Source organism: Streptomyces sp. NPDC004031 (assembly GCF_053604375.1).
This window is the reverse complement of record NZ_JBSGHL010000032.1, coordinates 48561-73477: the sequence shown is the minus strand read 5'-3', so window position 1 is coordinate 73477 and position 24917 is coordinate 48561. Positions and strand designations below refer to the sequence as shown.

The window sequence follows — 24917 nt, the reverse complement described above, 5'->3', positions numbered from 1 at the left end:
GGAGGTCACCCGGCCAGGGCCGCGTCCCGCACCCCGGCGCAGATCCGCGCCAGGTCCTCGTCGCCGGTCACGTAGGGCGGCATCGTGTAGACCAGGTCGCGGAAGGGCCGCAGCCACACCCCGGCGCGCACCGCGGCGCGGGTCGCGGCGGCCATGTCCACCTCGTGGTCGAGCTGCACCACGCCGATCGCGCCGAGGACCCGTACGTCCCGTACGCCGGGCAGTTCCGCGGCCGGTGCGAGGCCGTCGCGCAGGCCCGTCTCGATCCGCTTGACCTGCTGCGCCCAGTCCTGCCCGAGCAGCACGTCCAGCGAGGCGTTCGCGACCGCTGCGGCCAGCGGGTTGCCCATGAAGGTCGGGCCGTGGGCGAGCACCGGCACCTCGCCGCGGGAGATGCCCTCGGCGACCGCGGTGGTGCACAGCGCCGCCGCCATCGTCAGATACCCGCCGGTCAGCGCCTTGCCGACGCACATCACGTCGGGCGCGATCCCGGCGTGCCCGGCCGCGAAGAGCGTTCCGGTGCGGCCGAAGCCGGTGGCGATCTCGTCGAGCACCAGCAGCACCCCGTGCTCGTCGCACGCCTCCCGCAGCACCCGCAGATAGCCGGGGGAGTGGAAGGTCATGCCGCCCGCGCCCTGCACCACCGGCTCCACGACGACCGCCGCCAGCTCGTGCGCGTGCCGCGCGACCAGCGCGCGCAGCCGCCCGGCGTAGGCCGGGTCCGGGTCGGCGTCGAAGCCGGGCGGCGGCTGCTCGGCGAAGACCTGCTCGGGCAGCACCCCCGACCACAGGTGGTGCATGCCGCCCTCGGGGTCGCACACCGACATCGGCTGCCAGGTGTCGCCGTGGTAGCCGCCGCGCCAGGTCAGCAGCCGGCGCTTCTCGGGGCGGCCGAGCGAACGCCAGTACTGCAGGCACATCTTGACCGCGACCTCGACCGACACCGAGCCGGAGTCGGCCAGGAAGACGTGCCGCAGCGGTTCGGGCGTGATCTCCACCAGCCGGGCGGCGAGCCGGACGGCGGGCTCGTGGGTGAGGCCGCCGAACATCACATGGCTCATCCGTCCGAGCTGGTCGCGCACGGCCGCGTCCAGCACCGGGTGCCGGTAGCCGTGGATCGCCGACCACCACGAGGACATGCCGTCGACCAGCTCGCCCTGCCCCTGCGCGGGCACGGCGAGCCGCAGCCGTACGCCCTCGGCCGACGCCACGACCAGCGGTTCCTGGCGGCCGGGCATCGGCCCGTACGGATGCCAGACGTGTGCGCGGTCCAGGTCGAGCAGTACCTCGGCGGGCAGGTCCGGGCCGGTGGGCGCGGGCTCAGGCATTGGGCGGCAGGTCCGTTCCCGCGCCCCGGCGGCGTACCGCGACCAGGTCCGTGCGCGCGCCCGGCACGGCCGGTGCGGCCGCCTCCTCCGGCGCCGCCGCGGGCGCTTCCCCGTGGGCGTCGGCGCACGCGGTGTCGCCGCAGCCCCCGCAGCCGCCGTCGTGCGCGCCGCACAGCCCGGCGGAGCGGTGGGCGGGCAGCGTCGTGGTGTCCGCGCCCTCCACCTCGAAGCCGGCGTCCGCGATCATGTCCAGGTCGGCCTGGCCCGCCTGGCCCTCGCTCGTGAGGTAGTCGCCCAGGAAGATCGAGTTGACCAGGTGCAGGGCGAGCGGCTGCATCGTGCGCAGGTGCACCTCGCGCCCGCCCGCGAGCCGTACCTCCACGTCCGGGCACACGAACCGGACCATCGCCAGGATCCGCAGGCAGCGCTGCGGGGTCAGGTTCCACTCCTTGGCCAGCGGGGTGCCCTCGAAGGGGATCAGGAAGTTGACCGGCACCGAGTCCGGGTCCAGTTCGCGCAGCCCGAACACCACGTCCACCAGGTCCGCGTCGCTCTCGCCCATGCCCGCGATGAGCCCGGAGCACGCCGAGAGCCCGGCCGCCTGGGCCTGCTGCACGGTGTCCACCCGGTCGGCGTACGTGTGGGTCGTGGTGATGGACCCGTAGGTGCCCTCCGAGGTGTTGAGGTTGTGGTTGTACGCGTCCGCGCCGGCCGCCTTCAGCCGGTCGGCCTGGCCGCCCGTCAGCAGGCCAAGGCACGCGCACACCTCGACCTCGCCGTTCTGCTCCTTGATGGCGGCGATGGTCTCCGAGACCCGGTCCACGTCCCGGTCGGTGGGCCCGCGCCCGCTCGCCACCAGGCACACCCGCTTGGCGCCGCCCGCCACCCCGGCGCTCGCCGCGGCCGCGGCCTGCTCTGGCTTGAGCCAGGTGTACTTGAGGATCCCGGCCTGCGAGCCGAGCCGCTGCGAGCAGTACGAGCAGTCCTCGGGGCACAGCCCGGACTTGAGGTTGACCAGGTAGTTGAGCTTGACCCGGCGGCCGAACCACTTGCGGCGCACCCGGCCCGCCGCGGCCACCACGTCGAGCAGCTCGTCGTCGGACGTCGCCAGTACGGCGAGCGCCTCGTCCCGGGTGGGCAGCTCGCGGCGCAGCCCCTTGTCCACCAGTGCGGTCAGCAGATCCATGAGGGGATACTCGCCTACCCGGCCGCCCCGAGCCAAGGACGGACCGTACAACAGCGGTGGCCGCGGGTGTGTGCATCACCACACCCTGTGCCCGATTGCGGGCCAGTACGTTGCAGGGTGAGGCCCCTCGCCGCGGGCGCCGCCCACCGGCAGGCCCCGCGCCCTAACCGCACCCCGCACCCCGAAGGACCGCCGTGACCAGCACACCGCCCGCCGCCGGGCATCCCGGCCCCTTCGGCTGGATCGCCGAACAGGCCGCCGTACGCGAGGCCGCGGGCCTGCGCCGCGAACTGCGGCCGCGGGCCGCGGACCCGGACCTGCTCGACCTCGCCGGCAACGACTACCTCGGCCTGAGCCTGCACCCCGAGGTCACCGCGGCGGGCGCGCAGGCGTGCGTGCGGTGGGGCGCCGGGGCCACCGGCTCCCGGCTCGTCACCGGCAGCACCGCGCTGCACGCCGAACTGGAGGCGGAGCTGGCCGACTTCACCGGCTTCGAGGCCGCACTCGTGCTCGCCTCCGGCTACGCCGCCAACCTCGCGGCGGTCACCGCGCTCACCGGGCCGGGCGGCCTCATCGTCTCCGACGCGGCCAACCACGCCTCCCTCATCGACGGCTGCCGGCTGTCCAGGGCGGCCACCGAGGTCGTCCCGCACGCCGACCCCGCCGCCGTGCGCAAGGCCCTCGGCGGGCACGCCGGGCGGGCCGTCGTCGTGAGCGACACCGTCTTCTCGGTGGACGGCGACGCGGCGCCGCTGCCCGCGCTCGCCGCCGCCGCGCGCGGGCACGGGGCCGCGCTGCTGCTGGACGACGCGCACGGGCTCGGGGTCCTCGGGCCGGGCGGGCGCGGCTCCGCGCACGCCGCGGGCCTCGCGGGCGCGCCGGACGTGGTGTGCACCGCGACGCTGTCCAAGGCGCTGGGCTCCCAGGGGGGTGTGGTGCTGGGCCCCGCGGCCGTCGTCGACCATCTGGTCAACACCGCGCGGACGTTCATCTTCGACACCGGGCTCGCACCGGCCGCCGCCGGGGCCGCCCTCGGCGCCCTGCGGCTGCTGCGGCGCGAGCCCGCGCGGGCGGACCGCGCGCTCGGCGCGGCCCGCGACTTCCACCGCCGCTTCACCGCCGCGGGGCTGGAGGCGACGGCGCCGGACGCGTGCGTCGTCTCGGTCCGCGCCCCCTCGCCCGCGGCCGCGGTGCGATGGGCCGCCGACTGCCGTGCCGCGGGGCTCGCGGTGGGCTGCTTCCGCCCGCCGTCCGTCCCCGACGGCATCTCCCGGCTGCGGGTGACGGCCAACGCGGCGCTGTCCCCGGCCGACATCGCGGCGGCGGCCGGCACGATCGTCGCGACCGCGCCGGCCGGGGCGGTCCGCGCCTGACGGACCCGCCGGGTACGGATCCGCCGGTGCTCGGTGAGGCTAACGGGCCGTGAGCGCCCCCGTGGTGACGGCCTCCACGAACGAGGTCCACGCCCCCGGCGGGAAGAGGAGGGCCGGTCCGGCGGTGTCCTTGGAGTCGCGGACCGCCACCGGCCCGGTGGCCAGCCGGGCCGTCTCGACGCAGTTGTTCGCCGCCGTGCTGTGGCTGCTGCGCCGCCAGGCGACGTCCAGCGCCAGGCTGGACGGAACGTGGGCGTGCGGCTCGTGAGCCGCCGGGATTCGCGCAGTCATGCTGTCGGTGCCTCCTTAGTGCGCCGCTGCAACCGCGAGAACTCCGTCCCGATTTCCGTGATCATCGCAGCCGATTCCGCACAGGGGAGCGCGCGATCACACAATCGGGCGAACGCGGCGGTGTAAGCGGCGATGTCTTCTTTCCGATCGACACAGAGACTACCCGTCAGATGGTCGAGAACAACCACGTCCAGATCTGCAATGCGCGGAAAGGAGAAGATGACGAAAGACCCCGTCACCCCTATGTGCCCGCCCGCGGCAAATGGCAGCACCTGCAGGGAAACCTGCGGGAGTTCGGCCGCGCGGGCGAGCCAGCGCAGCTGACCGGCCATCACCTCCGGGCCGCCGACACCGCGGCGCAGCACCGCCTCGTCGAGCACCGCGCTCAGCTCCAGCGGCGGGTTCTGCTCCAGCAGCACCGCCTGCCGGGCGATGCGCACCTCGGCCAGCGCGGTGACCTCGCGCGGACTCAGCTGGGGCAGCACGTCGCGGGTCAGCGCACGGGCGTAACCGGGGGTCTGGAGCAGGCCCGGCACCACCGTGGTCTCCAGCGACCTGGCCCGGGTGGCGCCCGTCTCCAGGCTGATGAAGTCGCGGTACTCCACCGGCAGGACCTCGCGGAAGTCGTGCCACCAGCCGCGCTGGTGGCCGTGTCCGGCAAGGGTGTGCAGCAGGTCGCGAACATCGCGGTCACGTACGGAGTAGGCGTCGAGCAGCAGGTTGACGTCCTCGGCGCGGACGCTGCTGTGGCCGGTCTCGATGCGGCTCACCTTCGACTGGTGCCACCCCACCCGCTGGGCGGCCTCCCCGCTGGTGAGCCCCGCGAGGTCGCGCAACCGGCGCAGTTCCGCGCCGAGTCGGCGCCGGCGTACGGCGGGCACTCGTTCCATGTCCTCTCGGCCTCCTCGCTGCGGCGCCCGCCGTCCTGCGGGCCACCGGGTTTCCTGGCGGTGCTGCCCGCGCCGCCGCACGGGCCTTCATGAGTCCCGTTCGCGGCAATACGGCTGCCGGTCGCGTTCTGTCCTCTTCTCCCCGATACGACAGTCTGCCGACCACGTGCGTTCTCCCGCGGCAGAGTTCACCGTTTTGAGCGACAGATATATGCAGACCGCTGTGCGGCGCCCGCATTGGCGGCACGATGAGTGCATTCTGGCGCGAACCCGGCGCGTGGGAGGGCGGCCCAATTCCCGCCCCGCTGCCGCATGGTGCGCACCGGAGCCAGGTCACGGCGGGAAAGGGAAGCGTCGCCATGGCAGATCTTCAGGAAGCGTCCGTCACCCTGCCGAGCGAACCCGCCTCGGTGACGGCGGCCAGGCGGTACGTCTGCGCGCTGCTCTCCGACTGGGGACTGCCCGCGGGCGCCCCGGCCGTCGACACCGTGCGCCTGATCGTGTCCGAACTGGCCACCAACGCCGTGCTGCACACCTCCGGCCTGTCGCCGACCTTCACCGTCGACGTACGCCTGGAGCGGTCCGAGCAGCTGCACATCGGCGTCACCGACAGCCATCCGCGCTGGCCGCGGCAGGCCACGGTGTGCCCGCAGCAGCAGGACAACGGCCGCGGGCTGGTCATCATCCGGCACCTGACCGCCGAGTCCGGCGGCAGCCTGCGGGTCACCCCGACCGACGACGGCGGCAAGACCGTCTGGATCATGCTGCCCTGGGCCGTCCCGGTCGGCTGAGCCCGCGCCCGCGGGTGGTCAGACCCGCCCGTACCAGACGCTGCGGGTCCAGATGTGCTCCAGCCGGACCCGGGCGCCGGTCTTCGGGGCGTGCCAGATCTCGCCGCCGCCCGCGTAGATGCCGACGTGGTAGACCGAGGACGCGGACGACCCGCTGTGGAAGAAGACCAGGTCGCCGATGTGCCGGGAGGACGCGGAGATGTGCCGGATGCTGCGGTACTGGGCGGCGGCGGTGCGTGGCAGGCGCTTGCCGGCCTTGCGGAAGGAGTAGAGGGTCAGGCCCGAGCAGTCGAAGCGGGAGGGCCCGGTGGCGCCCCACTGGTAGAGGGAGCCCTTCTTGGAGGCGGCCACCCCGAGGGCCCGGACCCCCGTCGTCGCGGCCTCGGCCTGCTGGACGGCGCCGGGCAGCAGGGACGGTACGGCGACGGCGGCGGCGGTGAGCACGGACGCGGCCCCGAGCCGGGACAGCCGTGCGGACGCCGAACGTGCGGATGCGGAACGTGCGACAGGCGCGGTCATGCGCAACCCTTCGTCGTCGGCCTGCGAAGGATGACCTGTCGGGTTCGGGCAGGCGAAGATGCCCGGCCGCGTGCTGCGGCTTCACCCCAAGGGGCGGTCCCGTGATGCCGGGCCCGGCCCCGTCGTGCGTGGGTCCTCCGCTCCCGCCGTTGCACTCGTGTCGACCTGGCATCCGCACGCCGGCGGGACTCGGCGTCCGTGCGGACCGCCCCGCCACGGCGGCGGGGGCTTGTCGTCACCACGGATCGTGACGCACACGGCACGCCCGTACCCGGTCGGAAACGCCCGGTGTGACCCTCGTCACGCTTGCTCCGACCGGGTGGCGGCGCTGCTCCCTTCCGGTGACCGCCGCTCACGCAGACCGCTGTGACCTGCGCTCTTGACCCGCACCCCGAAGGTGGCCGCGCAACCGCGGCGCCCCGCGCCGGCGCCGCGCCGCTGGGCCGACGGGATGAGGGGCGGTTCGGCCGACAAGGGGAGGGCCGCGCCGCTGAGTGACGGCGCGGCAGGTCCGGCGGCCCGGCGGCCGGCACCGCGCGGCGGGTGCTACGGCGCGGGCGGCTCGGGCTCGGGCGCCACCACCGCGAGCGAGGACCGGCGTTCGCCGTCCAGCACCCGCAGCGCCCGTCCCAGCGTGGCGTGGTGGAGTTCGGTCTCGCCGCGCAGGTGCATCACCGTCAGCGCCTCGCGCAGCGCCAGCGCCCGCCCGACGAGCGCCTGCGCGGCGCGCAGCGCCCCGTAGGTGTCGGCCGTCCGCGAGGGGTTGACGCGGCCGAGCAGGTCGACGACCTCCAGGTAGCAGTCGATCAGCTCGCCCTCGGAGCGGGTGAGCGCCGGCAGCGGCGGCGGTTCCGGGCGCACCGGCCTCACCGCGCGCCGGTGGCCGGGCCGTTGGTCTTGCGGCTGTTGGTCAGCCGGTCCGCCAGGCCGTAGCCGACGGCGGACGCGGCGTCGAAGACCTTGTCGCGTTCGATGTCCGCCCGGATCCGCTCCGGTTCCTGCCCGGTGTGGCGCACCAGCAGCGCCTCCAGCTTGTCGCGGGTGCGCAGCAGTTCGTTGGCCTGGATCTCCAGGTCCGACACGTCGCCCTGCACCACGTCGCCCATGGACGGCTGGTGGATCAGGATCCGGGCGTACGGGGTGATCATCCGCTTGCCCGGCGCCCCGGCCGCCAGCAGCACCGCCGCGGCCGACGCCGCCTGCCCGATGCAGACGGTCGCGACGTCGCAGGTGACGTATTGCATCGTGTCGTAGATCGCGGTCATCGAGGAGAAGGATCCGCCCGGCGAGTTGATGTACAGGTGGATGTCCTGGTCCGGGCTCGCGCTCTCCAGGTGGATCAGCTGCGCCATCACGTCGTTGGCCGACGTGTCGTCGATCGGGGTGCCCAGGAACACGATCCGCTCCTGGAGCAGCTTGGAGTACGGGTCCGTGGTGCGGGTGCCGCTGCTGCTGCGCTCGGTGAACTCCGGGAGCACGTAGCGGGCGGTGGGACGGATCATGCGGGCACCTCCGTGCGTACAAAATGTACAGGACGTACAGGTCGTTATGATGGGGAGCATGACCCATGACGTCCCGGTGACACAAGCGCGAGCAGAGCTCGCCGAGCTCATCAACCGCGTGGTCTACGGCGGTGAGCAGGTGGTGCTGACCCGGCACGGCAAGCCGTTGGTGGCCCTGGTGTCGGCCGCTGACCTGCAACGACTGCGCGATCTCGACGCCGCCGCCGACGAGCGGCCGATCGTCGCGGTCACCACCGCGGCCACGCCCCCGTCCGCCACGGGCGAACGCCGCAGGTTCGGCATCGTCGCCGAGCACCGCGGGCCCACCCCGGGTGACCGCCGCCCGTAACAGGGGTTAACGCGCCCGAAACGCCGCCGCCGTAACCTCGCGCCCCAGGCCCCGAACTGCCCGGAAACGGGCCGGAGATGGCGAGGTGCGGTGGTGCGGTTGACCCCTCACGAGCAGGAACGCCTGCTCATCCATGTCGCGGCCGACGTGGCCGAGCGGCGCCGCGCCCGCGGGCTGCGGCTCAACCACCCCGAGGCGGTCGCGCTCATCACCGCGCACATCCTGGAGGGCGCGCGGGACGGACGCGGCGTCGCGGAGCTGATGCGCACCGGCCGCACCGTCCTGACCCGCGCGGACGTCATGGACGGTGTCCCCGAGATGATCCACGACGTCCAGGTCGAGGCCACCTTCCCGGACGGCACCAAGCTCGTCACCGTCCACGAGCCGATCGTCTGAGGAGGCGGCATGATCCCGGGGGAAATCGTGTACGGTGACGCGCCCGTCGAACTCAACGCCGGCCGCCCGGTCACCCGGCTCACGGTGCTCAACACCGCCGACCGGCCCGTCCAGGTCGGCTCCCACTACCACTTCGCCGAGGCCAACCCCGGCCTGGACTTCGACCGGGACGCCGCCCGCGGGCTGCGGCTGGACGTCCCGGCCGGCACCGCCGTGCGCTTCGAGCCCGGCATCCCCGCCGAGGTCGCGCTGGTGCCGATCGCCGGCGCCAGGGTCGTCCCCGGGCTGCGCGGCCAGGTCGCCGGAGCCCTCGATGGCTGAACTCACCCGCCCCCGCTACGCCGACCTCTACGGCCCCACGGCCGGCGACCGCATCCGGCTCGCCGACACCGACCTGCTGATCGAGATCGAGCGCGACCTCGCCGGCGGCCCCGGACTCGCCGGGGACGAGGCCGTGTTCGGCGGCGGCAAGGTCATCCGCGAGTCCATGGGCCAGGCCCGCACCACCCGCGCCGAGGGCGCGCCGGACACCGTGATCACCGGGGCCGTCGTGCTCGACCACTGGGGCGTCGTCAAGGCCGACGTGGGGCTGCGCGACGGCCGGATCACCGCGCTCGGCAAAGCGGGCAACCCCGACACCATGGACGGCGTCCACCCCGGCCTCGTCATCGGCCCGGAGACCGAGATCATCGCGGGCAACGGCCGGATCCTCACCGCCGGGACGATCGACGCGCACGTCCACTTCATCTCGCCCACCCTGATACCGCAGGCCCTCTCCTCCGGCGTGACCACCGTGCTCGGCGGCGGCACCGGCCCCGCGGAGGGCAGCAAGGCCACCACCGTCACCCCCGGCGGCTGGCACCTGGCGCGGATGTTCGCCGCGCTGGAGGGCTTCCCGGTCAACGTCGGGCTGCTCGGCAAGGGCAACACCGTCAACCCCGACGCGCTGCACGCCCAGTTGCGGGCGGGCGCGCTCGGCTTCAAGATCCACGAGGACTGGGGCGCCACACCCGCCGCGATCGACGCGTGCCTGCGGGTCTGCGAGCAGTCCGGGGCGCAGCTCGCGCTGCACACCGACACCCTCAACGAGGCCGGATTCGTCGAGGACACCCTCGCCGCCATCGCCGGGCGCGGTGTCCACGCCTACCACACCGAGGGCGCGGGCGGCGGGCACGCGCCCGACATCATCACCGTCGTCGCGCACCCCAACGTGCTGCCGTCGTCCACCAACCCGACGCGGCCGCACACCGTCAACACCGTCGAGGAGCACCTCGACATGCTGATGGTCTGCCACCACCTCAACCCCGCGGTGCCCGAGGACCTCGCCTTCGCCGAGTCCCGCATCCGCCCGTCCACCATCGCCGCCGAGGACGTGCTGCACGACCTGGGCGCGATCAGCATCATCAGCTCCGACTCCCAGGCCATGGGCCGCATCGGCGAGATCGCGCTGCGCACCTGGCAGACCGCGCACGTCATGAAGCGCCGCCGCGGCGCCCTGCCCGGCGACGGCCCCGCCGACAACCACCGGGCCCGCCGCTACGTCGCCAAATACACCATCAACCCGGCGGTGGCGCAGGGCCTCGACCACGAGATCGGCTCGGTGGAACCCGGCAAGCTCGCCGACCTGGTGCTGTGGGACCCCGCCTTCTTCGGCGTCAAACCGGACCTGGTGCTCAAGGGCGGGCAGATCGCGTACGCCCAGATGGGCGACGCCAACGCCTCCATCCCGACCCCGCAGCCCGTGCTGCCCCGGCCGATGTTCGGCGGTACGGGGGCGGCGCCCGCCGCCAACTCCGTCACCTTCGTCACCCAGGCCGCGCTCGACGACGGGCTGCCCGAACGGCTCGGCCTCGCCAAGCCCTTCGCCGCCGCCCGCAGCACCAGGGCCGTCACCAAGGCCGACATGCGCGGCAACGACGCGCTGCCGGACGTGCGCGTCGACCCCGACACCTTCACGGTCACGATCGACGGCGAACCGGTGGAGGCCGCACCCGCCGCCGAACTGCCCATGGCCCAGCGCTACTTCCTCTTCTGAGCCGCCATGACGACCGACGCGTCCGCGCCCGCGGGCACCGGAGCCCTCGCCGCCCTGCTGCTGCTCTGCGACGGCCGCTTCCCGGCCGGCGGCCACGCGCACTCCGGCGGCGCCGAGGCCGCCGTCGCCGACGGCCGGGTGCACGACCCGGACAGCCTCGCGGACTACTGCCGCGGCCGGCTGCACACCACAGGACTGGTCGCCGCCGCACTGGCCGCGGCGGCGGCCGCAGGACTCGACCCGCTCGGCCTCGACGACGCGGCCGACGCCCGGACGCCCTCGCGCGCGCTGCGCACCGCCTCCCGGCGGCTGGGCCGCCAGCTCACCCGGGCCGCCCGCGCCACCTGGCCCTCCGCCGCGCTGGACGAACTCGCCGCGGCCCGGCCGCGCGGCGCCCACCAGCCCGTCGTGCTGGGCCTGGTCGCGCGGGCCGCCGGTCTGGGCCCCGCCGACGCCGCCCGCGCGGCGGCGTACGAGGCCGTGACCGGCCCGGCCGGGGCCGCCGTACGGCTGCTCGGCCTCGACCCCTTCCACGCCGCCGGAGTCCTCGCCGCCCTCACCCCGCACATCGACGCCGTCGCCGACGACGCCGCCCGCGCCGCCGAACGCGCCCGCACCCACGGCCCGACCGCCCTGCCCGCCGCCTCCGCACCGCTGCCGGACATCGCCGCCGAGCAGCACGCGGCCTGGCCGGTACGGCTGTTCGCCTCCTGACCCCCGGAGCCCCTCATGCACCGTGACCACCCCGAGGTCTTCCCCCAGCGGCACTCCCACTCCGCCGAGCCGCTGCGCCCCGACGGCCGCCGCCGCGCGCTGCGGATCGGGCTCGGCGGCCCGGTCGGCTCCGGCAAGACCGCGACCGTGGCCGCGCTGTGCCGGGTGCTGCGCGAACGCTTCGCCATCGGTGTCGTCACCAACGACATCTACACCCGCGAGGACGCCGACTTCCTGCTGCGCAACGCGGTGCTGCCGCCCGAGCGGATCGTCGGCGTCGAGACGGGGGCCTGCCCGCACACCGCGATCCGCGACGACATCTCCGCCAACCTCGAAGCCGTCGAGGACCTGGAGGACGCGGTCGGGCCGCTGGACCTGGTGCTCGTCGAGTCCGGCGGCGACAACCTCACCGCGACCTTCTCCCGGGGCCTGGCCGACGCGCAGATCTTCGTGATCGACGTCGCGGGCGGCGACGACATCCCGCGCAAGGGCGGTCCCGGGGTGACCACCGCCGACCTGCTGGTCGTCAACAAGACCGACCTCGCCCCGCACGTGGGCGCCGACCTGGACCGGATGGCCCGCGACGCCGCCGCCCAGCGCGGCGCACTGCCGGTCGTCTTCACCTCCGTCGCACGCGGCGACGGCATCGCCCCGGTCGCCGCATGGGTCGGCGAGCGCCTCGCGGCCTGGACCGCATGACCACGACCACCGCCTCCGCCCCCGCGGGCAGCGCGGACGGCCCCGCGCCCGAGACCGGGGCGGACCGGCCCGTGCCCGCGTCCGCCGCCCCCGTCCGGACGGCGGGGACCGGCCGGGCCGCGGGCGGCGGCGCCACCGGGGGTGCCGGTTCGGCGGGTGCGGTCAGTGCCACCGCGCGGATCCGCGCGGAAGGGGACGGGCGGGGCGGCACCGTGCTGCCGCTGCTCGCCGGGGGCGGGCCGCTGGCGCTGCGGCGTACCCGCGCCGAGCGGGAGGGATGGGCGCGGGTCACGGTCGTGGGGGCCATGAGCGCGCCGATCGGCGGAGACCGGCTGCGGATCGAGGCCGAGGCGGCCGCGGGTGCGCGGCTGCTCGTGGACGCGTCCGCCGCGACCGTCTCGCTGCCCGGCCGTGACGGCCGGCCCGCGCACTACGACGTACGCCTCACGGTCGGCGCGGACGCCGAACTGCACTGGCTGCCCGAGCCGTTGATCGCCGCGTGCGGCAGCGACCTGCGGATGACGACCCGGGTCGTCCTCGCCCCCGGTGCCCGGCTGGTGCTGCGCGAGGAGTTGGTGCTCGGCCGGCACGCCGAGCCGCCCGGCAGGCTCCGCACCCGGCTCACCGTCACGTACGGCGGCCGCCCGCTGCTCGACCAGGAGCTGGACGTCGGACCCGGGGCGCCGCCCGGCTGGGACGGGCCCGCCGTCCTCGGCCCGTACCGCACGCTCGGCCAGCTGCTCGTCGTGCCGGCGCCCGAGCCGCCGCCCGCCGCCGCGCTGCCGCCGCTGACCTCGCTCACCGAGCTGGCGGGCCCCGGCCTGCTGCTCACCTCCGCGGGTCCGCGCGCGGCTTTCACCGCCGCGGCCGCGGCGCTGGCGGAGGCGTCGGGGCGGTGAACACGCCCGGCCGCGTGGAGCGATGACGTGCCGTCACCCGGTCGGACCGCACCCTGCCGGGCGGAAATCACGCTTTGATGAAGAATCACTCTCCCAGCCTGTTCACAGCAGCTCCACAGGGGAAAGGATTCGCTTCTGATCACAGTGATCACCGTGGCCACAAGCCACGGAGGAGAGGGGGAGTTTCGACGTGAGACGCACCATCGTGCTCGTCTCCACCGGCGCCCTGATCGCCGGAGTCGTCGCCGCGGCCCCGGCCGCGACCGCGGGACCCGCGCACCACCGCACTCCGTCCCAGGTGACCGTGCCGGAGTCGGCCGGCGTCGCCATCGCCGCCGCGAGCGCCTGGCGCACCGGTGTCAGCTGGGCGGACTGTCCGGCTAGCTGGGGGCTCGCCACCCCCGTGCAGTGCGGCTGGGTCACCGTGCCGGTCGACTACCGCAAGCCGTTCGGCGCCACCGTCAAGCTCGCGGTGGACCGTGCCGTCGCCACCGGCACCAAGGCCGAGCACCAGGGTTCGCTGATCTACAACCCGGGCGGCCCCGGCGGCTCCGGCCTGCGCTTCCCGGTGCGGCTCACCACCACGGCCCCGCTGTGGACCAAGACGGCCAAGGCGTACGACTTCGTCGGCTTCGACCCGCGCGGTGTCGGCCACTCGGCGCCGATCTCCTGCGAGGACCCGGCGGACTACGCCCAGGCGCCCAAGGCCGACCCGGTGCCGGACAGCGACGCCGACAAGCAGGCGCAGCGCAAGCTGGCCGCCGAGTACGCGGCCGGCTGCCTGGAGCGGACCGGCGCCGCGATGCTCTCCCAGATGACCACCCCGAACACCGCCCGCGACCTGGACGTCATCCGGGCCGCGCTGCGCGAGGACAAGCTGAACTACCTCGGCGTGTCCTACGGCACCTACCTCGGCTCGGTCTACGCCACGCTCTTCCCGACGCACGTGCGCCGGATGATCATCGACAGCGTGGTCAACCCGTCGCGCGACCAGATCTGGTACCAGAACAACCTGGACCAGGACGTCGCCTTCGAGGGCCGCTGGAACGACTGGGAGACCTGGGTCGCCAAGTACGACTCCGTCTACCACCTGGGCAGCACCGTCGCCCAGGTCGAGGCGAAGTGGGAGGCGCTGCGCGCCGCGGCCAAGGCGCACCCGATCGGCGGTGTCGTCGGCCCCAACGAGCTGCTAGGCTTCTTCCAGAACGCGCCGTACTACGACTCCACATGGGCGACCGTGGCCGGGGTGTGGAGCGCCTACCAGGGCGGTGACACCCAGGCGATGCTGGACGCGGCGGCCCCCGACCCGTCCGACACCGCGGGCAACACCAGCGGCGAGAACGGCAACGCCGTCTACACCGCGGTCGAGTGCACCGACGCCAAGTGGCCGACCAGCTGGCACAAGTGGGACCGGGACAACACCGCGCTCAACGCGAAGTACCCGTTCCTGACCTGGTCCAACGCCTGGATGAACCTGCCGTGCGCCACCTGGCCGGTCAAGCAGCAGACCCCGGTGGACGTCCGCGGTCACCGCGGGCTGCCCGGCGTGCTGATCGTCCAGAGCACCAGGGACGCCGCCACCCCGTACACCGGCGCGCTGGAGACGCACCGGCGGCTCACCGGGTCGCGGCTGATCACCGAGCAGGGCGCCGGTTCGCACGGCGTGACCAACCTCGTCAACCCGTGCATCAACTCCCGGGTCGACGACTACCTGCTGCACGGCACGCTGGACCGGCAGGACGTGGTGTGCGGCCCGCACGCCACCCCCGTGCCGTAACCGGCGCACCGCGTAAGGCCGTTCACCGGGCCGCCGCCCGCACCCCCGCCCACGCGCGGGTGCGGGCGGCGGCCCGCGGCGTGTCCGGCGCCGTCAGAGCGCGATGGCCTCGACACGGGGCGCGGCGATCCGCACGTAGTCCTTCACCGGGAGCGCCAGCGAGCGGTCCAGCCGGGCGGCGTTGAAGTAGAGCGTGTCGTGCTCCAGCAGCCCCGGGTCGACGATCAGCTCCAGCTTCTCGTCGAAGGAGAAGGGCAGCACGGTGCCGCTCACACTGCCCGCGAGCCGCTCGGCGATGTCGCGCGAGGCGAAGGAGACGTACGTGCCGGACAGCAGCGCCTTGACCGCGCCGAGGTCGACCCGCCGGTCGCCGGGCACCACCGCGAGCACGTAGCGCGTGGTCTTCTTGCCGACCTTGACCATCACCACGATGCACTTCGCCGCCTGTGCGAGCGTGTTCCCGCGCAGCGCGCTGACCAGTTCGGTCGCGCCCTCCGGGGCGTGCTCGACGATCCGGTGGCCGGCGCCCTCCGCCTCCAGCAGCGCGAGCAGCCGGTGGTAGGTGGCGTGCTCGTCCGGCTGGGGCGCTGCTTGCGGGGATTGCTGGATCTCGCTCATGACCGCCTGGATTTCGCTCGGGGTACGGGAGGGTGTTCGGTGACGGGGGTTCAGACGTGCGTGGCGCCGAAGGCGGCGGCGAAGGCCGCGCGGGTGGGGGAGTCGGAGCGGCGGTCGAGGACGGCGAAGACGACCTCGTCGACCGCCCGTGCGAAGCGCCCGCCCGGCCGCAGCAGGACGGCGAAGGCCTCCGCCACCCGCGCCGGGTCGTTGCCGAAGACACCGCAGCCCCACGCGCCCAGCACCAGCCGCCGGTAGCCCTCGGCGACCGCCACCTCCAGCACCCGTTCGGCGCGCGCGTCGAGCGCGGGGCCTATCTCGCCGGTGCGCTCCGGCAGGGTGCGCGCGATGACCCCGGCGTTGGGCGCGGGCGAGGTGAGGAAGCCGGCCGCCCACGGCTCGTCCAGCAGCGCGCCGCGCGCGTCGCGGAAGACCGGCACGGCGGGGGAGTGGATGACGCGGTGCGAGTAGAACGGGTCGCGGTGCGCGCGGTGGTGGGCGTAGTAGCCGGGCGCGCGCAGCAGGCAGGAGTAGAGCGCCGAGGCCCGGCACAGCGCCTCCTCCTGCGCCTGCGCCCCGTTGACGTAGCCGCCGCCCGGGTTGCGCGCGGAGGCGAAGTTCAGCACCGCCACGGGGCCGCCGCCCGCCGAGACCAGCCGGTGCGCGGCCGCCAGGCTGTCCTCGCCGGTGACCGTGCAGCGGGCGCCGGGCCCGGGAGCCGTCTCGGGGACGGGGACCGGGTCGGGGCCGAACATCCGGGTGCCGGCGGCCGCGGCCTCGACGGCGCCGAGGCCGACCCACCGCCCGCCGGGCCCGGGGTAGCCGCCGTCCTCGACGAACCGCTGGTTCTCCATCGCGATGTTCCGCAGTCGTGCGCTCACGGTTCCCGACCCTACGGGGACGGAGTGCCGCCGCGCGAACCGGAATCGGGGGCCGGCTGACGGCCCGTCGGCCGCGCGGTCAGGAGCCGGTGCCGGAGCTGCGGCGCAGTCGGGAGCCGGAGCCCTTCTGCGCCTGCGTCTCCGCCTTGACCTCGCCCGCGTAGCGGTCGACGTACTCCTGGCCGGACAGCTCCATGATCGCGTACATGATCTCGTCGGTGACCGCCCGCACCACGTGCCGCTCGCCCTCCATGCCGTGGAAGCGGCCGAAGTCCAGCGGCTCGCCGAACCGGATGGTGACCCGGCCCAGCCGCGGCAGCCTGCGGCCGGGCGGCTGGAGCTCGAAGGTGCCGATCATGGCGCACGGCACGACGACGGCGCGGGCGCGCAGCGCCATCACCGCGACGCCCGTCCGGCCGCGGTAGAGGCGCCCGTCGTGCGAGCGGGTGCCCTCGGGGTAGATGCCGAGCAGTTCGCCTCGGCGCAGCACGCCGAGCCCCGCGTCGATCGCGGACTGCGAGGCGCTGCCGCCCGAGCGGTCCACCGGGATCTGGCCCACCCCGCGGAAGAAGGCCGCCGTCAGCCGCCCCTTGAGGCCGGGCCCGGTGAAGTACTCGGCCTTGGCCAGGAAGGTGATGCGGCGCGGCAGGATCGCGGGCATCACGAAGTGGTCGGAGAAGGAGAGGTGGTTGCCGGCGATGACGGCGGCGCCGGACTCCGGGATGTTCTCGGCGCCCTCGATACGGGGCCGGAAGAACATCCGCAGCAAGGGCCCGAGTATGACGTACTTGAGCACCCGGTAGAACACGGGCAGCCTCCCCCTCGACGGCGGGCCCGGTGCTCCGGGGCCGCACGGCCGGTCCACCCGGCGCCCCGGCAGAGTAGTGCCCACGCGCCCGTACCGACCAGCGCGGCCGCCGACTCCCGGCCGGGCGCCGTACGGCCGTACGGCGCCCGGTCCCGGACGTGCCGCGGCCCGGCTCCCCCGTGGAGCCGGGCCCGTACCTCCGCGCCGTCAGTGCGCGGCCCGGCGCGGCATCAGGAGGGCCACCGCCGCGGCGGCGGCGAGGGCGGCGGCCGCGACCAGCGTCACCGTCTCCAGGGCCCCGCCCGTGCCGTGCTGCCCGGCGCGGGAGAAGAAGACCGTGCCCAGCACCGCCACGCCCACCGAACCGGCGAGCTGCTGCACCGCGTTGAGCACCCCGGACGCCGACCCGGCCTCCTCGTCCGACACCCCGGCGAGCGCGATGTCGAAGAACGGCGCCATCACCATGCCCAGGCCGATCCCGCTCGCCAGCAGCGAGGGCGCGAGCTGCCAGCCGCCCGGCGTGCCCGCGGCGTGCACGGTGAGCGCCACCGAGGCCATCCCGGCGGCGGCGAGCAGCAGCCCGCCCTGCAGCGCGGCCCGCCCGTACTTCTGCCCCAGCCACGCCCCGGACAGCGTCGCCCCGGCCGCGGCGCCCAGCGCCCAGGGGATCATGGTCAGCCCGGCGTGCTGCGCGCTGAAGCCGAGCCCGTACTGGAGGTACAGCGGCACCACCAGCATCACCCCGGTCATCCCGGCGAAGAACACCAGCCCGACGGCGAGCGAGCCGGTGAAGCCGCGGTGCCGGAAGAGGCCGGGCTCGACGAGGGGCGAGCCGCCGCGCCGCCGCACCCAGCCCTGGTGGCGGGCGAAGACCGCGTAGACCGGCAGCGACCCGGCCATCAGCAGGTACGACCACAGCGGCCATCCCAGGTCGCGGCCCTGGACCAGCGGGTAGACCAGCATCAGCACCGCGGTGCTCAGCAGCGCGACGCCCGGCAGGTCGAGTCGCGGCGAGTGCGGCGCCCTGCTCTCCGGCAGCACCCGCAGGGCGAGGACGAAGGCGGCGAGCGCGAGCGGCAGGTTGATCAGGAAGACCGCGCGCCAGCCGGTGCCGAGCACGTCCGCGTCGGTGAGGTAGCCGCCGAGCACCGGTCCGGCGACCGCGCCGAGGCCCATGACGGGGCCGAAGACGCCGAAGGCCGCGCCGAGGTTCTCAGGCGGGAAGAGCTCCCGGATCAGTCCGAGGCCCTGCGGCACCATCATCGCGGCGAAGCCGCCCTGCGCCGCGCGCATCCCGATGAGCATCCCGGCCGAGCCGGAGCAGGCGCACAGCAGCGAGCACAGACCAAAGCCCGCGACGCCTATGAGGAACATCCGGCGGCGCCCCACGATGTCGCCGAGCCGGGCACCGGTGATCATCAGCACCGCGAAGGCCAGGGTGTAGGCGGCGGCGATCCACTGGATCCGGGTGGAGCTGCCGCCGAGGTCGGCCTGGATGGCGGGGGAGGCGACCCCGACGATCGTGGCGTCCAGCAGGTCCATCACCTCGACGGCGAGCACGACGGCGAGGCCGAGCCAGCGCAGCCGGCTGCTGCTGCTGCTGCCGTCGGCGGCACGGTCCCGTACGCCGCTGCCCGGGACCCGGCGGTCCGTGGTGGGTGTGGTCATGGGGGTCCTTCGCTCTCTCTCGCTGCGGGCGGACACCGCACGAACGGTGTTCGTTCGGCGACGAACACTGTTCTACGGGCGAACGGTGTTCGTGTCAAGAACGGTGTTCGTCTCTCGCGAACGCCGTTCGTTTCGGCTACGGTGAACCATCAGCACCCGCAGGAGGAGTACGTGCCGCAGCCCACCGAGCCGACCGGTGCCCCCGCCCTGCCCTGGGAGCGCCCGCGCAGGTCCGCCCCGCGCCGCACCTTCACCCGTGCGGCGGTCGTGACCGCCGCGCTGCACGTGATCGACACCGAGGGCGTCGAGGCGATGAGCATGCGCCGGGTCGCCCAGGAACTGGGCACCGGCCCGGCGTCGCTCTACGCGCACGTCTCGGGCCGCGAGGAGATGATCGCCCTGGTCCTGGACCGGGTGCTGGCCGCGGTGGTGTGCCCGGAGCCGGACGCGGGGCGCTGGCGCGAGCAGATCAAGGACGTGATGCGGGACTCCCGCCGCGCCCTCGTCGCGCACGGCGACCTGGCCCGGCTGCTCCCGGAGATCGGCGTGCCCACCGGCGAGAGCGTCACCGTGATCAGCGAGGGGATGCTCGCCGTCCTCGCGGCCGCAGGACTGCCCAAACAGGTGTGCGCGTACGCGGTGGATGCGCTGAGCCTGTACGTCAGCGGCATCGCCGCCGAGGAGGCGACCCGCGCCCACCACGCCAGGAGCGGCGGGAAGGGCCCGGAGATCGCCACCCGGCTGGAGGACTACATCGGCGCCCTGCCGCCGGACCGCTTCCCGATGCTGACCGGCATGACGGCGGAGCTGGCCCGCGACGTCGGCGACGAGCGCTTCGAGTTCGGCATGGACCTGATGGTCACCGGCCTCGCCGCCCACCTCCCGGCGTCCTGAGCCGGAAGGGCGGGCCGGGGGAGCGGGCCGGGGGGAGCCGGGCTCAGCCGCGGCCGCGCGACTCCAGCGAGGCCAGGTAGGCGTTGTACGCGACCAGTTCGGCGTCGCCGTCCCGGTCCGCGGCGCGGTCCTTGCGCCGCGCCTGGCGCTGCTCGGAGGTGTACCACTGGATGAGCAGCGCGATGAGGACCACGACCGAGGGGATCTCGCTGAAGGCCCACGCGATGCCGCCGGCCGCCGTCTGGTCGTCCAGCGCGTTGATGCCCAGCGAGGCAGCGGGGTGCTTGAACGTGCTCACCAGCGGTTCGCTCGCCATCATCACCGCGATGCCGAAGAAGGCGTGGAAGGGCATCCCGGCGAACAGCTCCAGCATCCGCAGCACGTAGCCCGGCCGGTGCGGCCCGGGGTCTACGCCCATGATCGGCCAGAAGAACAGCAGCCCCACGGCCAGGAAGTGCACCATCATCGCGGTGTGCCCGAAGCTGTGCCGCATGAGCGAGTCGAACAGCGGCGAGAAGTACAGCGCGTACAGGCTCGCGACGAACAGCGGGATGGTGAACGCCGGGTGCGAGATCACCCGTACGTAGCGGCTGTGCAGCAGCTTGACCAGCAGCTCGCGCGGACCGGTACGGCCGCGGCCGGCGGCCGGCAGCGCGCGCAGCGCGAGGGTCACGGGCGCGCCGAGCAGCAGCAGGATCGGCGAGAGCATGCTGAGGATCATGTGCTGCACCATGTGCACGCTGAACATGACCATGCCGTAGTCGTCGAGCCGGGTGCACATCGTGACGGCGATCGTCAGCACCCCGACGGTGAAGGAGACCGTACGGCCCACCGCCCACGCGTCCCCGCGCCGCCGCAGCCGCAGCACCGCCCAGCCGTAGAGCACCAGCGCGAGCGCGCAGCCCGCCGCGAACCACGGGTCGCCGCCGGTGACGGCGAGCCCCCGGCCGAGGGTGAACGGCGGCAGGTCCATGTGCATGCCGTGCCCACCGTGGTCCATCCGTCACTCCTCCGTCGCGCCGAGCGGCAGCCGGCCGATTCGACCGATGTGCCCGCACCAGAGTAGAACCGCCCCCGCCCGGTGCTCCGGGCGGGGGCGGACCGCGGTCGTCGTCGCGGATCAGCGCGTCACAGGACGCACTCGGCCTCGGTGTAGCGCTCGGCGGGCACCGTCTTGAGGTGCTGCACCGCCTCGGCGAGCGGCACCAGCGTGATGTCGGTGCCGCGCAGCGCGGTCATCATGCCGAACTGGCCGCTGTGCACGGCCTCCACGGCGTGCCAGCCGAAGCGCGTCGCCAGCACCCGGTCGTACGCCGTCGGCGTGCCGCCGCGCTGCACATGACCGAGGATGACGGGCCGGGCCTCCTTGCCGAGCCGCTCCTCCAGCTCGACGGAGAGCTGGTTGGCGACGCCGGTGAAGCGCTCGTGGCCGTAGACGTCGGTGACGCCGGCGGTGAAGTCCATCGTGCCCTCGCGCGGCTTGGCACCCTCGGAGACGACCACTATGGCGAACTTCTTGCCCGCCTCGAAGCGCTTGCCCACCACGGCGGCCAGCTCGGCGATGTCGAAGGGCCGCTCGGGCACCACGATCGCGTGCGCGCCCGCGGCCATGCCCGAGTGCAGCGCGATCCAGCCGGTGTGCCGGCCCATGACCTCGACGATCAGCACCCGCTGGTGCGACTCGGCGGTGGTCTTCAGCCGGTCCAGCGCCTCGGTGGCCACGGTCACGGCGGTGTCGAAGCCGAAGGTGACGTCCGTCGAGGCGATGTCGTTGTCGATCGTCTTGGGCACCCCGACGATCGGCAGGCCCGCGTCCGACAGCAGCCGGGCCGCCTTGAGGGTGCCCTCGCCGCCGATCGGGATGATCGCGTCCAGGCCCAGGTCGGTGACGTGGCCGCGCGCCGTCTCCACGCCGCCGCGCAGGTGCGCGGGCTGCACGCGGGAGGAGCCGAGGATGGTGCCGCCGCGCGCCAGGATGCCGCTCACGGCGTCCAGGTCGAGCTTGCGGTAATCGCACTCGAGCAGGCCCTTCCACCCGTCGTGGAAGCCGATGACCTCGTCATTGTGGTCCACGACGGCGCGGTGCACGACGGACCGGATGACGGCGTTCAGCCCGGGGCAGTCGCCGCCGCTGGTCAGCACACCAATACGCATTGCTCTCGTTACTCCCGCGACTCGTCGGGACGGCCGGACCACGTCGTCCGGATGGATCACCGCAAGCTTACCGATCCCCGTACCGTGCCCTCCACGGCGACCGCACTGCGGACACCTGACGATTGACCGAACTCCGGGAGACGTTTTACCGGCGGCTTGCCGTCCGTACCCCGACAGGGTACGGACGGCGGGCCCGCGAGGTCACGCGGGCTGCTGCTCCGCGGCCGAGATGCGCTCGGCCCGCAGCGCGTCGTACCACCGGTCGTCGGTGGGCGGCAGCGCGTTGACGTCCAGCGCCAGCTTGATCAGCATGTCGGCGATGTGCGGGTTGCGGGCCATCACCGGGCCGTGCATGTACGTGCCGAACACGGTGTCGTTGAAGGCGCCCTCGGTGCCGTCCCCGGTGCCGTTGCCGCGGCCGATCCGGACCCGGGCGAACGGGCGGGCGGTCGGGCCGAGGTGGGTGACGCCCTGGTGGTTCTCGAAGCCGGTGAGCGGCGGCAGGCCGAGCCGGGGGTCGATGTCGGCCAGCACGTCGCCGACGCAGCGGGCGCCCTCGCCGCGGGTGCTCACCACGTCCAGCAGGCCGAGGCCCGGCTCGGGGCGGCCGAGGTCGTTGACGAACTCGTGGCCGAGGATCTGGTAGCCGGCGCACACCGAGAAGACGATCGCGCCGTTGGACACCGCGCGGCTCAGGCCGCCGTCGCGGCGCAGCCGCTCGGCCGCGAGTCGCTGCGGGCGGTCCTCGCCGCCGCCGATCAGGTAGATGTCGCCGGAGGTCGGAACGGCCTGGTCGGAGCGGACGTCCACCCGGGTCACCGGGACCCGGCGCTGGAGCGCCCGGCGCTCCACCACCAGCGCGTTGCCCTGGTCGCCGTAGGTGCTCAGCAGATCGGGGTACACCCACACCAGGCGGAGGCTGGACTCACTCATTGGGGTATCTCCTTGACGGTCCTTGACGGCCCGGGTCAGTTGCCGACGCGGCGGCGCAGGTCCTGGAAGGCGGTGTAGTTGGCGATGGCCTCGATCCGGCCGGGCGGGGCGGTCCTGACCGCCTCGTCGAGGTCCGCGCAGACCACGAACTGCTGGTTGGCCACCTCCAGGCGCACCGCGAGATCCAGCTTGCGGTCGCCGATCACCATGATCGGGTGCCCGGTCAGCCGGGTGTAGTCCACGTCCCACAGCCACGAGGTGTCGGTGCCGTCCGCGCCGCGCGCGTTGACCGACAGGATCACCGGGGTCGGCGGCGCGTCGATGAGGGAGAAGGTCTCCAGCCAGCCCGCCGGGTTCTTCGCCAGCAGCAGCCGCAGGTCGCGGCCGCCGAACTGCACCACGTCGTAGCGCCCGGCGACCGCCTGCACCTTGTGCATCCGCTCCAGCGCGACCTTCGGGTCGATGCCGAAGGTCGCGGCGACGGCCGCGGAGACGGCGGCGTTGGACTTGTTGGCCCGGCCCGGCAGCTGCAGGTGGATCGGCCAGGCGACGCCGTACGGGTCGACGACGTGGTCGCCGGACAGCGCCCAGGTCGGGGTCGGGCGGCGGAAGCCGCATTCGCCGCAGAACCAGTCGTCGCCCGGCCGCTGCAGCACCCCGCCGCACGACGGGCAGGACCAGGCGTCGTCCTTCCAGGACTGGCCGGCCGCGACCCACACCACGGTCGGGCTGGAGGATGCGGCCCAGGTCACGAGCGGGTCGTCGGCGTTGGCGATGATGACGGCCTCGGACCCGGCCAGTCCCTCGCGCCACTTCTCGGCGAGCATCCGCGTCTCGGCGGCCCGGTCGAGCTGGTCGCGGGAGAGGTTCAGCAGCGCGATGGCCTTGGGGGCGACGTCCCGGGCGACCCCGGCCAGGTACTTCTCGTCCACCTCGATCACGCCGTAGCGGGCGTCGGACCCGCCGGCCAGCGCGGAGGTGATGCCGGCCGGCATGTTGGCGCCCAGCGCGTTGGAGACGACCGGGCCGCCGGCCCGCAGCGCCTCGGCGAGCAGCCGGGTGGTGGTGGTCTTGCCGTTGGTGGCCGACACCAGTACGACGTCCAGGTGCCGGGCGAGCCGGGCCAGCAGATCGGGGTCGAAGCGCAGCGCGACCTTGCCGCCGATCACCGACCCGCTGCCCTTGCCCGCGGCGCGGGACACCGCGGCGGCCGCCCTGCCCGCCGTCACGGCCAGCTTCGCCCGCGGGGTCAGCGGCTCCGATTTGCCTGCCATCCGTCTGTCTTCCCTCCTGGATCCGGCGCGACTGAAGCCCGCGCGCCTCCCGCGGCGGCCGGGTGTTCCGCCGCTACGGGGGCCGCGACGGCGGCCGGCAAGTTCCGGTCGAGGTCAGCCTATCGACTCCGGGCCGCGAGCCCGCACCTCGCCGCCCGGACGGTTACCTGTCCGGGGGCCCGCGGTCACAGCCCGGGGCTGCCCGCGCGGTCGTCGGCCTCGACGAGACGTCCCCACAGCAGATCGGCCAGGTGGCGTACGAGGACGTCGCGGGGCAGCGGGCGCTCGCCGAGCCACCAGTCGCCCGCGGCGTACATCATGCCGACGATGCCGTGCCCCCAGACCCGGGCCAGCTGCGGGCCGTCCGGGCCGAGGTCCAGGCGCTCGGCGATCACCTCGCCGAGATCCTCGCCCATCCGGCGCAGCAGCGGCGCGGAGTGCCGGCCGACGTCGAAGCCGCGCTCGTCGGAGGGCGCCTCGGCGGGGTGCATGAGGAAGCGGTAGACCTGCGGCCGGGTCTCGATGGCCGACAGGTACGCGTGCACCGTCGCCTCGACCCGGTCACGGCGGTCGCCGGGGGAGTCCAGCGCGGTGCGCAGGGTCGCCAGCAGCGCGTCGGTGTGGCGCTTGGCCAGCGCGCGGTAGAGCCCGCTCTTGTCGCCGAAGTGGCGGTAGAGGATGGGCTTGGTGATCCCGGCCTCGGCCGCGATGGCGTTCATCGACGCCTCGGGGCCGTCGCGCAGGACGACCCGCTCGGCGGCCTCCAGCAGCTCGTTGCGCCGCCGCTGCGTGGCTGCCTGCTGCTCGCTCCGCTGGCCGGTCTCCACCCGGAACCTCCCCGTCGTCCGATGGCGGTGGTCTGCGCAACGTAACACCCCTGGCCCCGCACATCCGATGCGGCTTGGCGAGTTGACATCGCTTACCCGACGGTAACAGAC

Annotated in this window: 27 protein-coding genes; 11 read left to right on the top strand and 16 right to left on the bottom strand. The window is 74.2% G+C overall.

Annotated elements, in window-relative coordinates:
• Positions 1-5: 5 nt before the first annotated feature.
• On the bottom strand, positions 6-1328 hold the full coding sequence (locus tag ACWERV_RS21190; protein WP_452935194.1) for an adenosylmethionine--8-amino-7-oxononanoate transaminase: 1323 nt from the start codon (positions 1326-1328) through the stop codon (positions 6-8).
• Positions 1321-2514, bottom strand: coding sequence for a biotin synthase BioB (gene bioB / locus ACWERV_RS21185; RefSeq protein WP_452935191.1), 1194 nt, complete (start codon positions 2512-2514; stop codon positions 1321-1323). Before bioB ends, ACWERV_RS21190 begins: the two co-directional genes overlap by 8 nt.
• 194 nt (positions 2515-2708) lie before the next feature.
• Here bioB and ACWERV_RS21180 point away from each other — a divergent pair, with 194 nt between their 5' ends.
• The gene (locus ACWERV_RS21180; RefSeq protein WP_452935189.1) at positions 2709-3887 is read left to right on the top strand and encodes an 8-amino-7-oxononanoate synthase; all 1179 of its coding nucleotides are present in this window, start codon (positions 2709-2711) and stop codon (positions 3885-3887) included.
• A gap of 39 nt (positions 3888-3926) precedes the next feature.
• On the opposite strand, the gene ACWERV_RS21175 is transcribed toward ACWERV_RS21180, so the two are convergent.
• Positions 3927-4178, bottom strand: coding sequence for a DUF397 domain-containing protein (locus ACWERV_RS21175; RefSeq protein ID WP_398190301.1), 252 nt, complete (start codon positions 4176-4178; stop codon positions 3927-3929).
• Entirely contained in the window at positions 4175-5068 is an 894-nt protein-coding gene (locus ACWERV_RS21170) for a helix-turn-helix domain-containing protein (RefSeq protein WP_398190298.1), read from the bottom strand. Before ACWERV_RS21170 ends, ACWERV_RS21175 begins: the two co-directional genes overlap by 4 nt.
• Before the next feature lie 359 nt (positions 5069-5427).
• Between ACWERV_RS21170 and ACWERV_RS21165 the strand changes: the two genes are divergently transcribed.
• Complete coding sequence (locus tag ACWERV_RS21165) at positions 5428-5859, top strand: ATP-binding protein (RefSeq protein WP_452935187.1); 432 nt, start codon at positions 5428-5430, stop codon at positions 5857-5859.
• Positions 5860-5877: 18 nt separating this feature from the next.
• Here ACWERV_RS21165 and ACWERV_RS21160 read toward each other — a convergent pair whose 3' ends face one another.
• The 3 genes from ACWERV_RS21160 to ACWERV_RS21150 form a co-directional block, all read right to left on the bottom strand.
• Positions 5878-6378: a C40 family peptidase gene (locus ACWERV_RS21160; protein ID WP_398190291.1), complete on the bottom strand. Its 501-nt coding sequence runs from the start codon at positions 6376-6378 to the stop codon at positions 5878-5880.
• Between the two features lie 546 nt (positions 6379-6924).
• Positions 6925-7239 (bottom strand): hypothetical protein, encoded by a 315-nt coding sequence (locus ACWERV_RS21155; protein WP_398190288.1) that lies wholly within the window; start codon positions 7237-7239, stop codon positions 6925-6927.
• 5 nt (positions 7240-7244) lie between these two features.
• The gene (locus ACWERV_RS21150) at positions 7245-7880 is read right to left on the bottom strand and encodes an ATP-dependent Clp protease proteolytic subunit (protein WP_452935184.1); all 636 of its coding nucleotides are present in this window, start codon (positions 7878-7880) and stop codon (positions 7245-7247) included.
• A gap of 58 nt (positions 7881-7938) precedes the next feature.
• On the opposite strand from ACWERV_RS21150, the gene ACWERV_RS21145 reads away from it, so the two are divergent.
• The 8 genes from ACWERV_RS21145 to ACWERV_RS21110 all read left to right on the top strand — a co-directional run bounded on the left by ACWERV_RS21145 (position 7939) and on the right by ACWERV_RS21110 (position 14749).
• Positions 7939-8229: a type II toxin-antitoxin system Phd/YefM family antitoxin gene (locus ACWERV_RS21145; protein WP_398190281.1), complete on the top strand. Its 291-nt coding sequence runs from the start codon at positions 7939-7941 to the stop codon at positions 8227-8229.
• A 93-nt stretch (positions 8230-8322) separates the two neighbouring features.
• Positions 8323-8625: an urease subunit gamma gene (locus ACWERV_RS21140; protein WP_031513448.1), complete on the top strand. Its 303-nt coding sequence runs from the start codon at positions 8323-8325 to the stop codon at positions 8623-8625.
• A 9-nt stretch (positions 8626-8634) separates the two neighbouring features.
• Complete coding sequence (locus ACWERV_RS21135) at positions 8635-8946, top strand: urease subunit beta (RefSeq protein WP_398190276.1); 312 nt, start codon at positions 8635-8637, stop codon at positions 8944-8946.
• Entirely contained in the window at positions 8939-10660 is a 1722-nt protein-coding gene (locus ACWERV_RS21130) for an urease subunit alpha (protein WP_452935180.1), read from the top strand. Before ACWERV_RS21135 ends, ACWERV_RS21130 begins: the two co-directional genes overlap by 8 nt.
• Before the next feature lie 6 nt (positions 10661-10666).
• Positions 10667-11374 (top strand): urease accessory protein UreF, encoded by a 708-nt coding sequence (locus ACWERV_RS21125; RefSeq protein WP_452935179.1) that lies wholly within the window; start codon positions 10667-10669, stop codon positions 11372-11374.
• Positions 11375-11389: 15 nt separating this feature from the next.
• Positions 11390-12073, top strand: coding sequence for an urease accessory protein UreG (gene ureG / locus ACWERV_RS21120; protein WP_452935177.1), 684 nt, complete (start codon positions 11390-11392; stop codon positions 12071-12073).
• Positions 12070-12972, top strand: a complete 903-nt coding sequence (locus ACWERV_RS21115; RefSeq protein WP_452935175.1) for an urease accessory protein UreD — start codon at positions 12070-12072, stop codon at positions 12970-12972. The genes ureG and ACWERV_RS21115 overlap by 4 nt, the downstream gene beginning before the upstream one ends.
• A 190-nt stretch (positions 12973-13162) precedes the next feature.
• Complete coding sequence (locus tag ACWERV_RS21110) at positions 13163-14749, top strand: alpha/beta hydrolase (protein WP_452935172.1); 1587 nt, start codon at positions 13163-13165, stop codon at positions 14747-14749.
• Between the two features lie 93 nt (positions 14750-14842).
• On the opposite strand, the gene ACWERV_RS21105 is transcribed toward ACWERV_RS21110, so the two are convergent.
• The 4 genes from ACWERV_RS21105 to ACWERV_RS21090 form a co-directional block, all read right to left on the bottom strand.
• Positions 14843-15367 carry a YbaK/EbsC family protein gene (locus tag ACWERV_RS21105; RefSeq protein WP_398190255.1) on the bottom strand — a complete coding sequence of 175 codons (525 nt, stop codon included), beginning with the start codon at positions 15365-15367 and terminating at the stop codon, positions 14843-14845.
• A gap of 50 nt (positions 15368-15417) precedes the next feature.
• Positions 15418-16248, bottom strand: a complete 831-nt coding sequence (locus ACWERV_RS21100; RefSeq protein WP_452935168.1) for a TIGR02452 family protein — start codon at positions 16246-16248, stop codon at positions 15418-15420.
• Between the two features lie 79 nt (positions 16249-16327).
• Positions 16328-17056, bottom strand: a complete 729-nt coding sequence (locus ACWERV_RS21095; protein ID WP_452935165.1) for a lysophospholipid acyltransferase family protein — start codon at positions 17054-17056, stop codon at positions 16328-16330.
• A 207-nt stretch (positions 17057-17263) separates the two neighbouring features.
• Entirely contained in the window at positions 17264-18724 is a 1461-nt protein-coding gene (locus tag ACWERV_RS21090) for an MFS transporter (protein WP_452935162.1), read from the bottom strand.
• Positions 18725-18865: 141 nt separating this feature from the next.
• Here ACWERV_RS21090 and ACWERV_RS21085 point away from each other — a divergent pair, with 141 nt between their 5' ends.
• Positions 18866-19618, top strand: coding sequence for a TetR/AcrR family transcriptional regulator (locus ACWERV_RS21085; protein ID WP_452935159.1), 753 nt, complete (start codon positions 18866-18868; stop codon positions 19616-19618).
• A gap of 43 nt (positions 19619-19661) precedes the next feature.
• On the opposite strand, the gene ACWERV_RS21080 is transcribed toward ACWERV_RS21085, so the two are convergent.
• The 5 genes from ACWERV_RS21080 to ACWERV_RS21060 form a co-directional block, all read right to left on the bottom strand.
• A complete protein-coding gene (locus ACWERV_RS21080; protein WP_452935157.1) occupies positions 19662-20618 on the bottom strand; it encodes a cytochrome c oxidase assembly protein in 957 nt (318 codons plus the stop codon).
• Between the two features lie 128 nt (positions 20619-20746).
• Complete coding sequence (locus tag ACWERV_RS21075) at positions 20747-21772, bottom strand: 6-phosphofructokinase (protein WP_452935154.1); 1026 nt, start codon at positions 21770-21772, stop codon at positions 20747-20749.
• A 201-nt stretch (positions 21773-21973) separates the two neighbouring features.
• The gene (locus ACWERV_RS21070) at positions 21974-22705 is read right to left on the bottom strand and encodes a type 1 glutamine amidotransferase (RefSeq protein ID WP_398190233.1); all 732 of its coding nucleotides are present in this window, start codon (positions 22703-22705) and stop codon (positions 21974-21976) included.
• 35 nt (positions 22706-22740) lie between these two features.
• The gene (locus ACWERV_RS21065; RefSeq protein ID WP_398190229.1) at positions 22741-23979 is read right to left on the bottom strand and encodes a MurT ligase domain-containing protein; all 1239 of its coding nucleotides are present in this window, start codon (positions 23977-23979) and stop codon (positions 22741-22743) included.
• 185 nt (positions 23980-24164) lie between these two features.
• Complete coding sequence (locus tag ACWERV_RS21060) at positions 24165-24806, bottom strand: TetR family transcriptional regulator (RefSeq protein WP_452935152.1); 642 nt, start codon at positions 24804-24806, stop codon at positions 24165-24167.
• Between the last annotated feature and the right edge of the window lie 111 nt (positions 24807-24917).

Coding starts and splice junctions, on each gene's coding strand:
- ACWERV_RS21075 (WP_452935154.1), bottom strand. CDS start 21,772: ATGCGTATTGGTGTGCTGACCAGCGGCGGCGACTGCCCCGGGCTGAAC.
- bioB (WP_452935191.1), bottom strand. CDS start 2,514: ATGGATCTGCTGACCGCACTGGTGGACAAGGGGCTGCGCCGCGAGCTG.
- ACWERV_RS21080 (WP_452935157.1), bottom strand. CDS start 20,618: ATGGACCACGGTGGGCACGGCATGCACATGGACCTGCCGCCGTTCACC.
- ACWERV_RS21175 (WP_398190301.1), bottom strand. CDS start 4,178: ATGACTGCGCGAATCCCGGCGGCTCACGAGCCGCACGCCCACGTTCCG.
- ACWERV_RS21090 (WP_452935162.1), bottom strand. CDS start 18,724: ATGACCACACCCACCACGGACCGCCGGGTCCCGGGCAGCGGCGTACGG.
- ACWERV_RS21115 (WP_452935175.1), top strand. CDS start 12,070: ATGACCACGACCACCGCCTCCGCCCCCGCGGGCAGCGCGGACGGCCCC.
- ACWERV_RS21145 (WP_398190281.1), top strand. CDS start 7,939: ATGACCCATGACGTCCCGGTGACACAAGCGCGAGCAGAGCTCGCCGAG.
- ACWERV_RS21170 (WP_398190298.1), bottom strand. CDS start 5,068: ATGGAACGAGTGCCCGCCGTACGCCGGCGCCGACTCGGCGCGGAACTG.
- ACWERV_RS21160 (WP_398190291.1), bottom strand. CDS start 6,378: ATGACCGCGCCTGTCGCACGTTCCGCATCCGCACGTTCGGCGTCCGCA.
- ureG (WP_452935177.1), top strand. CDS start 11,390: ATGCACCGTGACCACCCCGAGGTCTTCCCCCAGCGGCACTCCCACTCC.
- ACWERV_RS21125 (WP_452935179.1), top strand. CDS start 10,667: ATGACGACCGACGCGTCCGCGCCCGCGGGCACCGGAGCCCTCGCCGCC.
- ACWERV_RS21190 (WP_452935194.1), bottom strand. CDS start 1,328: ATGCCTGAGCCCGCGCCCACCGGCCCGGACCTGCCCGCCGAGGTACTG.
- ACWERV_RS21135 (WP_398190276.1), top strand. CDS start 8,635: ATGATCCCGGGGGAAATCGTGTACGGTGACGCGCCCGTCGAACTCAAC.
- ACWERV_RS21150 (WP_452935184.1), bottom strand. CDS start 7,880: ATGATCCGTCCCACCGCCCGCTACGTGCTCCCGGAGTTCACCGAGCGC.
- ACWERV_RS21070 (WP_398190233.1), bottom strand. CDS start 22,705: ATGAGTGAGTCCAGCCTCCGCCTGGTGTGGGTGTACCCCGATCTGCTG.
- ACWERV_RS21165 (WP_452935187.1), top strand. CDS start 5,428: ATGGCAGATCTTCAGGAAGCGTCCGTCACCCTGCCGAGCGAACCCGCC.
- ACWERV_RS21105 (WP_398190255.1), bottom strand. CDS start 15,367: ATGAGCGAGATCCAGCAATCCCCGCAAGCAGCGCCCCAGCCGGACGAG.
- ACWERV_RS21065 (WP_398190229.1), bottom strand. CDS start 23,979: ATGGCAGGCAAATCGGAGCCGCTGACCCCGCGGGCGAAGCTGGCCGTG.
- ACWERV_RS21130 (WP_452935180.1), top strand. CDS start 8,939: ATGGCTGAACTCACCCGCCCCCGCTACGCCGACCTCTACGGCCCCACG.